This is a genomic window from Winogradskyella poriferorum (genome assembly GCF_050618035.1).
GTDB classification, from domain to species: domain Bacteria; phylum Bacteroidota; class Bacteroidia; order Flavobacteriales; family Flavobacteriaceae; genus Winogradskyella; species Winogradskyella poriferorum_A.
In genome coordinates, this window is sequence record NZ_JBODPY010000001.1 from 37,924 (window position 1) to 51,052 (window position 13,129).

At 34.6% G+C, this 13,129-nt stretch carries 14 protein-coding genes; 8 read left to right on the forward strand and 6 right to left on the reverse strand.

Going from position 1 to position 13,129, the window contains the following annotated elements:
* The first annotated feature begins 12 nt into the window (after positions 1-12).
* The 7 genes from ACRHOC_RS00185 (at position 13) to ACRHOC_RS00215 (ending at position 6,648) form a co-directional block, all read left to right on the forward strand.
* On the forward strand, positions 13-1,521 hold the full coding sequence (locus ACRHOC_RS00185) for a M20/M25/M40 family metallo-hydrolase (RefSeq protein WP_431156469.1): 1,509 nt from the start codon (positions 13-15) through the stop codon (positions 1,519-1,521).
* 16 nt (positions 1,522-1,537) lie between these two features.
* The gene (locus ACRHOC_RS00190; RefSeq protein ID WP_431156470.1) at positions 1,538-2,980 is read left to right on the forward strand and encodes an aldehyde dehydrogenase; all 1,443 of its coding nucleotides are present in this window, start codon (positions 1,538-1,540) and stop codon (positions 2,978-2,980) included.
* Positions 2,981-3,040: 60 nt separating this feature from the next.
* Positions 3,041-3,568 (forward strand): PsbP-related protein, encoded by a 528-nt coding sequence (locus ACRHOC_RS00195; RefSeq protein WP_431156471.1) that lies wholly within the window; start codon positions 3,041-3,043, stop codon positions 3,566-3,568.
* Positions 3,569-4,351, forward strand: coding sequence for an SDR family oxidoreductase (locus ACRHOC_RS00200; protein WP_431156472.1), 783 nt, complete (start codon positions 3,569-3,571; stop codon positions 4,349-4,351).
* Between the two features lie 32 nt (positions 4,352-4,383).
* Positions 4,384-4,860 (forward strand): 3-hydroxyanthranilate 3,4-dioxygenase, encoded by a 477-nt coding sequence (gene nbaC / locus ACRHOC_RS00205; RefSeq protein ID WP_431156473.1) that lies wholly within the window; start codon positions 4,384-4,386, stop codon positions 4,858-4,860.
* Between the two features lie 61 nt (positions 4,861-4,921).
* Positions 4,922-6,007: an amidohydrolase family protein gene (locus ACRHOC_RS00210; RefSeq protein ID WP_431156474.1), complete on the forward strand. Its 1,086-nt coding sequence runs from the start codon at positions 4,922-4,924 to the stop codon at positions 6,005-6,007.
* Entirely contained in the window at positions 6,007-6,648 is a 642-nt protein-coding gene (locus tag ACRHOC_RS00215) for an O-methyltransferase (protein WP_431156475.1), read from the forward strand. Before ACRHOC_RS00210 ends, ACRHOC_RS00215 begins: the two co-directional genes overlap by 1 nt.
* 2 nt (positions 6,649-6,650) lie before the next feature.
* Here ACRHOC_RS00215 and ACRHOC_RS00220 read toward each other — a convergent pair whose 3' ends face one another.
* From ACRHOC_RS00220 to ACRHOC_RS00240, 5 genes are all read right to left on the reverse strand, one after another.
* A complete protein-coding gene (locus tag ACRHOC_RS00220; protein WP_431156476.1) occupies positions 6,651-6,941 on the reverse strand; it encodes a Sec-independent protein translocase subunit TatA/TatB in 291 nt (96 codons plus the stop codon).
* A 76-nt stretch (positions 6,942-7,017) separates the two neighbouring features.
* Positions 7,018-9,315 carry a M1 family metallopeptidase gene (locus tag ACRHOC_RS00225; protein ID WP_431156477.1) on the reverse strand — a complete coding sequence of 766 codons (2,298 nt, stop codon included), beginning with the start codon at positions 9,313-9,315 and terminating at the stop codon, positions 7,018-7,020.
* Between the two features lie 64 nt (positions 9,316-9,379).
* Entirely contained in the window at positions 9,380-9,886 is a 507-nt protein-coding gene (locus ACRHOC_RS00230; protein ID WP_431156478.1) for a DUF6702 family protein, read from the reverse strand.
* Between the two features lie 40 nt (positions 9,887-9,926).
* Positions 9,927-10,724 (reverse strand): hypothetical protein, encoded by a 798-nt coding sequence (locus ACRHOC_RS00235; protein WP_431156479.1) that lies wholly within the window; start codon positions 10,722-10,724, stop codon positions 9,927-9,929.
* Positions 10,711-11,526 carry a carboxypeptidase-like regulatory domain-containing protein gene (locus tag ACRHOC_RS00240; protein ID WP_431156480.1) on the reverse strand — a complete coding sequence of 272 codons (816 nt, stop codon included), beginning with the start codon at positions 11,524-11,526 and terminating at the stop codon, positions 10,711-10,713. The genes ACRHOC_RS00235 and ACRHOC_RS00240 overlap by 14 nt, the downstream gene beginning before the upstream one ends.
* Positions 11,527-11,653: 127 nt before the next feature.
* Here ACRHOC_RS00240 and pepE point away from each other — a divergent pair, with 127 nt between their 5' ends.
* Complete coding sequence (gene pepE / locus ACRHOC_RS00245; RefSeq protein ID WP_431156481.1) at positions 11,654-12,361, forward strand: dipeptidase PepE; 708 nt, start codon at positions 11,654-11,656, stop codon at positions 12,359-12,361.
* A 289-nt stretch (positions 12,362-12,650) separates the two neighbouring features.
* On the opposite strand, the gene ACRHOC_RS00250 is transcribed toward pepE, so the two are convergent.
* Positions 12,651-13,082: a GNAT family N-acetyltransferase gene (locus tag ACRHOC_RS00250; protein ID WP_431156482.1), complete on the reverse strand. Its 432-nt coding sequence runs from the start codon at positions 13,080-13,082 to the stop codon at positions 12,651-12,653.
* Positions 13,083-13,129: the final 47 nt, after the last annotated feature.

Sequence of the window (13,129 nt, forward strand, 5' to 3'; positions counted from 1 at the left end):
AAAGTATTCTCTATGAAATTTAATTTTCCAATACTTTTTTCCATTTGCATATTTAATGTATGCCTCTATGCTCAGACAAATTGGGACAAAATCATTGAGGAAAATTTAAAAGAAGTTGTAGTTCAGCATAAGTCTTTTGTGAGCATTCCTAATCTGCCTGAAGACATGGATCTTATGCTAAAAAACATAAATTGGGTTGCAGACCATTATAGCGCTCTTGGTTTTAAAGTAAATTTACTTGAATCTTCTACACTACCATTGTTACTTCTAGAGAAGGTCTATAATTCAGAATATAAAACAGTATTGTTTTATTTTCATATTGATGGCCAACCTGTAGATCCAAAAAATTGGGATCAAGAAGATCCATTTAACCCAGTTTTAAAGCGTCAAGACAGCAATGGTAAATGGGAAACGCTCAGCTGGGAGGCAATAAATAAAGATTTAAATGATAACTGGCGGATTTTTGCAAGAGCTGCAGCCGATGACAAAGCTCCTATAGTTATGTTATTAAATGCATTAAAATTTTTAAATAAAGCAGAAAAGGCGCCTACTTTCAATATTAAAATAATATTTGATCCTGAAGAAGAATATGGGTCTGATGCGTTTTTATCCACCATAAATACTTACAAGGACCGTTACGCATCGGATGCCATGATCATTATGGATGGACCTGCTCACGAATCTAACAGACCAACCTTAACATTTGGTTGTCGTGGTATTGCCACATGTACAATCACGACCTATGGTGCAAAACTACCACAGCACAGTGGCCACTATGGAAACTATGTTCCAAATCCTGTATTCTCACTATCTAGAATTTTATCTAGTATGAAGGATGAAAACGGCAAGGTTCTTATTAATAATTTTTACTCTGGGATTCAATTGTCTTCAGAGGAGCAAAAGATTCTTAATAATGTCCCTGATGACCTTGAGGCTTTAAATTTAAGACTTGGCATTAATCAATCTGAAAAAGTGGGTAATAATTACCAAGAGGCACTTCAGTACCCATCGTTAAATGTAAGACAAATCGAAACTTCTTGGAAAGGAGATAAACCCAAAACTGTTATTCCAGAAATAGCAAGTGCAAATATTGATGTAAGATTGGTAAGGGAAACAGATGGAAAACAACAACTAGATAAAATAAAAACGCATATTGAAAATTTAGGGTATACAGTTTTAGACAGGGACCCAAGTGATGAAGAACGGCTCAGAAATTCTAAAATTGTAAAATTTACGAGATCAAATGGAGTAAATGCCTTTAGAACAAATTTAAACTCTCCATTAGGCTCTGCATTGAGAGCCAGTCTTACAGAATTTTATGGCGAAACTCCAATTTCAATACGAACGATGGGAGGAACAGTGCCTATTATATCTGCAGTAAAAACGTTAGATATACCAGCAATTATTGTTCCTACAGTAAACATGGACAACAACCAACATAGCCCAAATGAAAATATTCGTTTAGGCAATATTAGAGATGGCATTAAAACGTGTATCGCAATCCTACAAACAGAGCTTTAGACAGTGAAAATAATTTATGAGTAACATTAAAAACTTCATAAACGGAAACTTTCAAAATCCAATTAATAACAATTGGATAGATAATTATAATCCTTCTAATGGCGATGTTTATGGCCAAATCCCAAACTCGTCGTCCGAAGACGTTGAAGAAGCTTTTGAAGCTGCCAAATCTGCTTTTAGTCAGTGGTCGCAAACCACATTAGAAGAGCGTAGTCGAATTCTCATTAGAATTTCAGAATTATTGGAAGAAAATCTTCAGCGTTTTGCGGAAGCTGAGAGCATTGATAATGGCAAACCTTTATCACTAGCAAAAACGGTTGACATCCCTCGTGCCGCTAGTAATTTTAGATTTTTCGGAAACGCAATTACGCAATTTGCTAGTGAAAGTCATGAATCTGTAGGGCAAAATGCCATCAACTATACCTTAAGACAACCCATTGGTGTTGTAGGCTGTATATCACCTTGGAATTTACCGCTATACCTGTTCACTTGGAAAATTGCGCCTGCTTTAGCTACTGGCAACTGTGTAGTGGCAAAACCTAGTGAGGTTACTCCAATGACAGCATATATGTTAGGCGAGATATGTAATGAAGCAGGTCTGCCGAGTGGTGTTTTAAATATTGTACATGGTTTAGGTTCTAGCACAGGCCAAGCCATTATAGAACATCCTGGCATTAAAGCAATTTCTTTTACAGGTGGAACAGCTACTGGAGCGCACATAGCCAAAGTTGCAGCTCCTATGTTTAAAAAACTATCCCTTGAACTGGGCGGAAAAAACCCAAATATCATATTTGCAGATTGTGATTATGATCATATGTTAGCCACCACAGTGCGTTCATCCTTTGCAAATCAAGGACAAATATGCCTTTGTGGGAGTCGCATTTTTATTGAAGCATCCATTTACGATAAATTTAAAGCTGACTTTATTGATAAAGTAAAGCAGCTTAATGTTGGACACCCTTCGGAAAAAAGTACAGATATTGGTGCACTGGTCTCTAAGCCACATCTTGAAAAGGTAAAAAGCTATATTGAGATCGCTAAAGCAGAAGGTGCTAATATATTATATGGAGGCAAAGAGGTAACAGTTGAAGGTTTTGAAGATGGATATTATCTACAACCAACAGTTATTGAGGTTCATAATGATGAATGTCGGGTAAATCAGGAAGAAATATTTGGGCCAGTTGTCACTCTAATGCCCTTCACTACGGAAGAAGAAGTACTAACTATGGCCAATAAGGTAAAATATGGATTATCTGCTACCTTATGGACAAACAACTTAACCAGAACCATGAAATTCTCTTCAAAATTAGAAGCTGGAATAGTCTGGGTAAACACGTGGATGATGCGCGATTTAAGAACACCATTTGGTGGTGTAAAAGCCTCTGGAGTTGGACGAGAAGGTGGGTTTGAAGCGCTTCGATTTTTTACCGAGCCAAAAAATATTTGCATCAAATATTAGATCAAATTGGAGCTGTTAACTAGTTTCCGTATCTTTTATACATCATAAAAACCAAACATCATGAAAACCAAATTTTTAACTAGCCTACTATTTGTGGCATTTTTAGGATTAAATGCCCAATCTGATTATCAATTGCTAAAAAAAGATGATTTTGCAATTTCTTATCCAACCGATTGGGAGTCTAGCAGTCAATTATCACAACCTGGGATGCAATTTCTTTTATTATCAGATGAATCAACACAGAATAATGATAAATTTAGAGAGAATATAAATTTGACAACGGAAAACTTAGGCGGTCAAAATCTTACTATGGATGAATATGCTCAACTTTCTATAGATCAAATTCTAACACAAATTCCAAATTCTAAATTAGAATCAAAAACTACATCTAAATTAGATGGCCAAGAATCTAGAGAGATTATATGGTCTGCGGATTTTGGTAATGGGATGGTTCTGAAATTTAAGCAGTTATTTACACTTTATAATGGGAAGGCCTACGTATTGACTTTTTCTTCATCTACTGCTGAATATGATCAATTCGTTACTGTGGCAGACACAGTATTTGACAGTTTCAAATTTGCAAAATAAATGAACTTAGAACTCAACAATAAGTACGCTTTAGTCTGCGGTAGTACAGCAGGTATTGGTAAAGCAACAGCAATCGCCTTGGCTAATGAAGGAGCTATCGTTACCCTTGTAGCAAGAAACGAAGAAAAACTCAAGGCCACACTGGCAACATTACCTCAGCATAGAAAGCATGACTATATCGTTGCTGATTTTTCTAATCCTTCAGAGCTAAAGGAAAAAATTGAAAATTACATTGACAAAAACCATGGCTTTCATGTATTAATTAATAATACTGGTGGTCCAGCAGGAGGACCAATTTTTAAGGCAAAAGTAGAGGAATTTGAAAATGCTTTCACACAGCATCTTAAATGCAATCATATACTGGTACAAGCAACAGTGCCTTATATGAAAAGTGAAGATTATGGTAGAATTATTAACGTTATTTCGACATCTGTAAAACAACCCTTAGATGGATTAGGCGTGAGTAACACCATTAGAGGAGCGGTAGCCAATTGGAGTAAAACTATGGCAAATGAACTAGGCAGTTTTGGTATCACTGTCAACAATGTACTACCTGGTGCAACAAGTACAGAGCGCCTTTCAGAAATTATTAAAAATAAAGCGACAAAAACAGGTAGGTCTATCGAAGAGGCTTCTAATGCAATGAAAGCTACGGTCCCTGCAAAGCGTTTTGCTAACCCAGAAGAACTTGCAGATGCTATAACATTTTTAGCTAGTGGAAGAGCTGGATATATCAACGGAATAAACCTCCCTGTTGATGGTGGCCGAACAAAAAGTTTGTAATTTTATAGGAAGCAAAATCAAATTCAAAAATCATGAGTAAATTATTTCCTCCCATTAATTTTAAAGCTTGGATTGAAGAACATAGACATTTATTAAAACCACCTGTTGGCAATAAAGTAGTTTGGAAAGATGCCGACGTAATCGTGATGGTAGTTGGTGGACCGAATAGTAGAACAGACTATCACTATAATGAAACTCCTGAGTTTTTCTATCAGATTGAAGGTGATATCATCCTGAAAGTCATGGAAGATGGTGAATCCAAAGATATACATATAAGAGAAGGTGAAATTTTTGTATTACCACCAAAAATCCCACACTCACCAAGAAGAGGACCAAACACAGTAGGTTTAGTTATTGAATATCCACGTCCAGAAGGAGTTAAAGATAAATTGCAATGGTACGAAGAGGACGGAAGTCTAGAGTACGAAGAAGAATTCACTTTAGACAATATTGAGACTGATATGCCTGCAATATTCGATAGATATAATAAAAGAAAAAGTAAGGCATGAAGTTTTGGGCGCTTCATAAATTTAAACTTAATGAAATCCCTTTTTGCGTTTAGAAAACAAAATGGAAAAACGAAAACTAAGAATTAACGGTCATTCGCATCTTCTTCCCTATCCAGAAGAAATACCAGATTTTATGAGAGATAAAGGTATTTTTTGGGTAGATAAAGACCGAAAATTTATGCTTCAAAAGGACTGGAATAGACCCATAACCGATTCTAGTTTCTTTTTAGATGAGAAGCTGGCATGGATGGAGCATTTTAAAATTGACCATGCTGTTGTTCTAAACCTTTCACAATTGTATGGAAACGGTCTTCGTCTTGAAGAAATGAAGCAAGCTTTACGGTTTCAAAATGATTTTAATGCTAGGATACAACATGATCATCCAAGCAAATTTACCTGTGGATTTGTTGTACATCCTGGCTTTGTTAGAGGTGCCTGCTGGGAAATAGAACGCTGTGTAGAAGTTTTGGGCATGCGCTTACTTTGTCTGCCAACACACTACATGGATACTATAGGGACATGGCGTTGTATTTTTGATGAAGAAAATGAACCTATTTTTGAACTTGCTGATAAATACAATCTTGCTGTTGAAATTCATCCTTATGACGGTGAAAAATTTATAAAATTAGAAAATACGTCTTGGCGTTTTCATCTTATCTGGATGTTAGCCCAATGTGCCGATGCTTATCATTTTTTAACCTTAAATGGCTATTACGAGAAGTATAAGAATATGCGTGTTTGTTTTGCTCATGGCGGACAACTTGCACAGATTAATCTTGGAAGACGAATTCAAGGTTTTGATGGTAGACCCGATTTATTTGAAGATAAAATACATCCAAGGAAAGCTGTTGGTCATAAAAATATCTTTTTTGATACACTTGTACATGATACAGGTTCTTTAGAATTACTGATTAAAAATCAGACTTCAAAACAAGTTATTATGGGATTAGATGATCCCTATCCATTAGGCGAAATGGAAAGCGAACAACAATCTTCTTATCCAGGGAAAATTTTAGATTTAGCTATTGATAGAAATATCATCACAGAAGAAGAAAAAAGCGAGATTTGGGAAGACAATGTTATCCAATGGCTTTGTGGAGACGATACCAAAGCCAAAGACGCCCTTATTAATAGAATTTTGAGTTAATGTACTTTTTACCTGAAGCGCTCGATAAATATATTGTAGACCACTCCGAGGACGAACCACAATTACTACAGGAGCTTACAAGAGAAACCTATCAAAAAGTTTTACAACCAATTATGTTAAGTGGTCCTTATCAAGGACGTGTTCTAAGTATGCTCTCTAAACTCATTTCTCCTAAGTCGATATTAGAACTTGGAACATTCACTGGTTACTCCACATTGTGCCTCGCTGAGGGCTTAGATAAAAATGGTATAATTCATACTATCGACATCAACGAAGAACTAGAAGACTTTCAAAGAAAGTACTTTAACAAGTCTGGCTTTGGAAATCAAATAGTGCAACATATTGGTAATGCCATAGATATTATACCAAATATCAAAGAGGAATTCGATCTCATTTTTATAGATGCTGACAAACCTAATTATTCAAATTATTTTCATCTAGTTATTGATAAACTAAAAAGTGGAGGCATACTATTATCCGACAATGTGCTTTGGCATGGTAAAGTAGTTCAGAAACTTAACCCAAAGGATATTTCCACAAAATCGGTTTTGGAATACAATAATCTTCTTAAAAATGATAATAGGATCGAAACGATTGTTTTACCTATAAGAGATGGCCTTACAATCAGTAGAAAAAAATAAATTTAGCGATCGCGTTTTAACGATCCTGTAAAATCTTCAAGATCGTCCTTAACTTTATTTAATTCCTCATTAATATTTTTAGTTACCTCTGTATCTATAACATTATTTTCTTTAGCACTTTTTGTTACTTCATGCTTAATATCATTAGTTGCATCTTTTAGCGTGCGCATACCCTTACCTAATCCTCTTGCAATCTCAGGTAATTTGTCTGCACCAAAAACGAGAACAACAATAAATAGTATAAATACTATTTCGGTACCTCCTATAAATAAAAATGTCTTTAAATAAATCACAATGCAAATATAGAGTGACTTTAGTTAATAAAAAAAGCCGACCTATTAAAGTCGGCTTAATATTATATATAGGTTTTTAGTCTTTTAATTGATTCTTAAACTTGTCGAACTCACTTTCTTTAACTTCTCTTGGCCATGAGTTATTAGACGTATCAACATCAGCAGTTTCTAAATCAGGATCTACTATAATTGAAACTATTTCTTTATCACTTGCAATAGCTCTTTTTGCTTCCTTATCATTCAATCTCCAAATTTGAGCTGGATAAGTTATTTTTTCTTTTGTCCCGTCCTTATAGGTGTATTCCACAATTAATGGCATTACTAATCCACCAGGTTTATCAAAAGTTACCTCATAAAAGTACTTCGGTGTAGACTTTAATTCTTGTCTTTCTTCAGGTGTAAAGTTATCCATCAGGTATTCTTTTACTGTTGGTAAGTTCTCCATTCCTCCTTCACTCGCCAATGCTTCTTCATAACCTTCTTTACCTTCTTCAATAAAGTATACCAAACTATTAGGATCTATTCTGTAACGCTCTGCTAATTGCTTTCCTTCTTCATTAGGTGTATTTGTTACGGCATATTTCTTTACCTCTTTAACACCAATATCAGTATAATCTGTTGTGTAGAACCATCCTCTCCAGAACCAATCTAGGTCAACAGCAGATGCATCTTCCATTGTTCTGAAGAAATCTTCTGGTGTAGGATGCTTAAATTTCCAACGGTTAGCATATTCTTTAAATGCATAATCGAATAATTCACGACCCATTATAGTTTCTCTTAATATATTAAGTCCTGTTGCCGGTTTTGCATAAGCATTACTTCCAAATTGGTAGGTATTAAGCCCTTTAGTCATTATAGGTGCAATAAAATCTTGGTTTCCACCCATATATCTTACGATATTCTTAGCAGGACCTCGTCTTGAAGGATAAGCTGTTTGACCTTCAGAAAGTGCATCAGGATACCACTCTCCAAAATCTTGTTCAGCAATGTACTGAACAAAAGTATCAAGACCTTCATCCATCCATGTCCATTGACGCTCATCACTATTAATAATCATAGGGAACCAGTTGTGCCCTACTTCGTGGATAATAACACTCATCATACCAAACTTAGTACGATCTGAATATGTTCCATCTGGATTAGGGCGCCCAAAATTGTAACTAATCATTGGGTACTCCATACCCATTGGTGCATGTGCAGAAATAGCTTTATGGTAAGGATAATCAAATGTCATACGCGAATAACTCTTTAGTGTACTCGCTACAGTCTTTGTAGACCATTCTCCCCAAAGTGGATTTCCTTCTTTCGAATAAAGAGACACAGCCATAACGTCTTTAGTCTCTAACTTCACTGCCATCATATCCCACAAAAATTTGCGCGATGTAGCAAAACCGAAGTCACGAACCATTTGAGCTGACAGCTTCCAAGTTTTCTTATCCTTACTCTTAGACTTTTCAGTAACTCTTGCCTCTTCTTCAGTTACAATTACAACAGGCTCATCATAAGATTTTTTGGCCTTTTTGTAACGCTTCATCATTTCCTTTGTAAATACCTCTTCTCTATTGGTAAGATAACCAGTACCATCTAAGATATGGTCTGCAGGTACTGTAATGTTTACGTCAAAATTTCCGAATGGTAATGCAAACTCATCACGACCCCAGAATTGAGAATTTTGCCAGCCCTCAACATCGTTGTAGACCGCCATTCTTGGGTAGAATTGTGAAATGACATAAATACGATTATCATTTTCTGGGAAATACTCATAACCAGATCTACCGCCATCTTTTACGTGATCATTAATGTTATACCACCATTTTATTTGAAATGAAAATTTGTCTCCAGTATTCATTGGTTTTGGCAGTTCTACGCGCATCATCGTGCGATTAATCATAAATGGTAAATCTTTTCCATTCACATCTTTCACATGCTCAATATTGAAACCACCATCAAAGCGTTCTGATAAATAAGATTTTACCGCTCTATTTGAAGTTGTAGCAGGACCAAAACCCGTACTATTAATCAAAGGCGTTTTAGAATCTCTTGCACGCATATTCTGATCTAATTGTACCCACAAGTAACTTAATTGATCAGGCGAATTATTTGTATAGGTTATCGTCTCATCTCCATATAATCTTGCATTATCATCATCTATCTCTATATCCATTTTGTAATCAGCTTGTTGCTGATAGTACGCAGGACCTGGTGCACCAGAACCAGTTCTATACATATTTGGAGTAGAAAACTCCTCATAGAGTTGCTTAAATTTATTTTCGTTGGTATGACCAGGTTGACGCTCTGGCTTAATTTCATTTTGTGCATAAGTTCCAAAAGAGAACAGCATAGTAGCACATAAGAAATACTTCAAAATTTTCATAAGAAATTGGTTTTTTTTTAAATGATGTCGAAAATAGCCAATTTATGGCTGTTTGAGGAAGGTTTTAATCAAAATTTAACAAGCAATTATCCTTATCAGAAATTAACAAAAAACTCTTGTTAATATTATTGACTTTTAGACGTACAATATTCTGTTGTTCTGAGAAAACATCAAAAAGCACCCTATTCTGAATACTTATGGAATTTATGTCTGAAATATTTTCAATTTCAAGATAACAGTAGACTATGTCATCTTTATATTCTTTACCCAAAAAATTAAATGCTACATCTTGTCCATTAACATTGACAAGTAACTTATCTGCGATATATCGCTTCATATAACCTTCAGTTTTTGGCGATTCTTTACCAGAACCAAGAACTATGGTTTCATCATAGCGCTCTTGAATAAGTTTTTCGAAGTCATCAATAAATATCTGAGTAATAATCTGTATACTTCCTTTATCCTTTACATAAGCAACCTCTGTTACACTGACATAGTACTCATGTTTAGCAGTACTTACTACAAGGAGTGGCAAGACCAGTAAAACAAGAATTTTTTTAAGCGTTTGCATTTCTATTTTTTGGAGTAACGATTCAATAATTGCGCCAAAACTAATCATTTGAAGAAGAGTTCCTGTTTTCTAAATATGCTTTTAACTTTAATTTTAAGAAATCAATGGCTTCAAGATCATTTCTACGCTGACATAACTGCAAAAATCCTTCATCTTCCTGACAGAAAAGAAAATACTCTGTCCTCAAATTATCTTCTAATGCAACATTCTCAAAAATTATGTCTTCGTACTCGCGTTTTAAGCGTTCGATACAGTTGTTTCTATTGTCTAATTCAACAATCTTCTTCAATTTCTTTGTCCGACCACTGATACTATTTAGAAGCTTATGAAAATTAACGCCAAAGCCAAAACCTATGTAACCCCAAGGCCCTGCATCAGCATCATATAATTTACGTTCATTCAAGGTTAATGGTTTACCGGTATAACCTGGTATCCCTAAATCATAAAAATTAAGTTCTGTCTTTGCATCTGAATTTTCTAAATCTGATTCTAAACTTCCAGTGAGGATTTTACCAACAATGACTTCATCCAATTCATTGACTTTTTCTATCAATTTAATCTCAAGATATCCTAAATCATAGATTTCCTTAGATATTACAACTTCCTTCGATTGGTATTTTAATCCAGAAATAAAAAGTGTATCGCTTACTTCAGCTTCGATAATAAAACTACCTGCTTCATTAGAAACTGTATATTTTGGCGCAGTTTTGTTTAAAATGTGAATGCCCTCAACATCATCAGCAGATATAAGTTGCCCTTTAAGCTCTTTGCGCTGGGCGGAAACAACAGTAATTAGAAAAACAAATGAGGCAAATAAATATTTTCTAATCCTTATCACTTTTGGATTTTAGATACGATTTACTGAGCTGATTAATTCGTTCAAGAAATTCAACTTCCTTATCCTTCGCCAATAAAGACGGATCTACACCTTCTTTTTCAACATAATCAGCAAAGGCATCGACCTCATCTAGAGGAATATCAAAATTGGCATGAATAAAATTAAGGCTGTATTGTTCAAGTGCTTTTTTAAATGGAGTTTGTCTTAATGCCCTTTCTCTTTTATCTCCACTATCACCTTCTATATCTGCAACTTGACTTACTAAAAAACTAGCAAGATTTACCAAATTTAGCATATTGTCTACTCTAGGATTATATTCATTAAAAGCAACATTCTCTGCCTCCGTTTTGTAATCTGCAGAAAACTTAAAATCTTCTATATGATCGAGACCAAAATAAACTTCATCTAAACTAACGTTATAGGTCCTCACATTCTCCAAATCAGCCCCAAGATTTCCTGTAAGACCAAAGGGCAATAATACAACCTCATCTAGTTTATTAACCTCCTCAACTAAAATAACGGTCATTTGTTTAGACACTAAAATTTTGTCATTGATAACCACAGTAAAATCTTTGAACTGTAGCGCTCCAAACTCAACCACATCATTCAGAGCGACATCAATTTTAAATTCCCCATTTTCATCTGTTACAGTACCTTTATTTGCAGATGTGTTATAAACAGTGACGCCTTCTTTATCTGCAGAAGTAACAACAATTCTACCATTAACATTCACACGTTGAATATCTTGAGAATAGGTATTTAGTGAGAAAACACAACAAAGAAAAAGTAGTATTCTTTTCATTTCAAATTTTTAGATTAATAAAGTTCGTACTAAATCTTCAATTCTCACAATATTTACTTGGTAAATGTTTGTTAAATAGGTGCTCGTAAACTATTTTTAGGGTGGATTAATTAATTATAAAAAATTCGTGAAGAATTTGCTTGTTGCTAGTACCTCTACTATTCATGGTAGTGGGTACCTGGAGTACTTACATGATAATTTAAAAGAACTTTTTAAAACAACCGACGAAGTTCTTTTCATACCTTACGCTCGCCCTGGCGGGAAAAGTCACCAAGACTACACTTCTCTGGTGCAAAAAGCCTTCCAAAAAATTAATAAATCGATAAAAGGAATTCACGAATTTAATGATCCTGTAAAAGCTATTAACGAAGCCAAAGGAATCTTTACAGGTGGCGGAAATACATTCGTTTTAGTTAATCAGCTCTATAAAAACAATCTAATTGAAGCACTACGCAATGCCATAGAAAGTGGCACACCATATCTTGGTACTAGTGCTGGCAGTAATATCTGTGGATTAACGATGCATACCACTAATGATATGCCAATTGTTCATCCACCTAGCTTTAAAACACTCGGTGTTTTTCCTTTTAATATTAACCCTCATTACTTAGATCCAGATCCAAATAGCACTCATATGGGAGAATCAAGAGAAACGAGGATAAAGGAGTTTCACGGATTTAATACTCATCCAGTAATTGGACTTAGAGAAGGAAGTTGGCTAGAAATAAAAGATGATAGCATAACCTTAAAAGGGCAATTAATGGCACGTGTTTTTAAATATGATGAGCTGCCGTATGAAATCCCAACCAATACAGATCTAACTAATTTTCACTAATAAATACAATTTAATTAATGTCAGTATAAAAAATATCAACCAATCGAAATAGTCTTTCTCAAATTAGCTAAACTCAAAAATTGAGTTCATTTCGATAATAACATAAGGTTTCATTTGAAGCCTAACCAAAAACAACACTTAAGTGAGGCATTTAGTCCCGGTATTTAATCCCCGCCCTCATTTAATGTGTTGTTTGCTTTTATGAGGGTTGGAAATCTTGTTAAAGTATACCAATCAGATTTTAATTCTGACAACACCTTGAATTAAAACTTAACTATTCTAAGTAAATTTAGTTATCAATTTTTTTAAGAAAATGATATCCCAAAATTTCATAGCCTTCATTATAATAAAATTTGTGAGATGGATAATTCTGAACATAAGTATTGAGCTCTAGTGATTTACAGCCCTTAGACTGGGTATAATTTTGAATCCAACCCATAAAACTTTTACCTAGCCCTGAACCTCTATATTCTGGTTTGATGAATACATGGTCTAACTCAACTGATTTACCAACGTAATGCCTTGTACAAAACCACAGTCCGGCAACTCCTATTAATGTATCATCATCAAAAATTCCAGCACATTCATAATTTTGATTAGACATTTCTTCAAAACGCACTTTTAAATCATCCTTAGATACTTTCCCATCATTTAATTCATGTACCAAAGGAATAATTAGGCGGTACTTCTCTTTCTGAATTATCTGAAAATCAAATGCCATATTATCTCATTTTGAAAGTTAAAAGTAACTTATTAATTTCTCAAAAC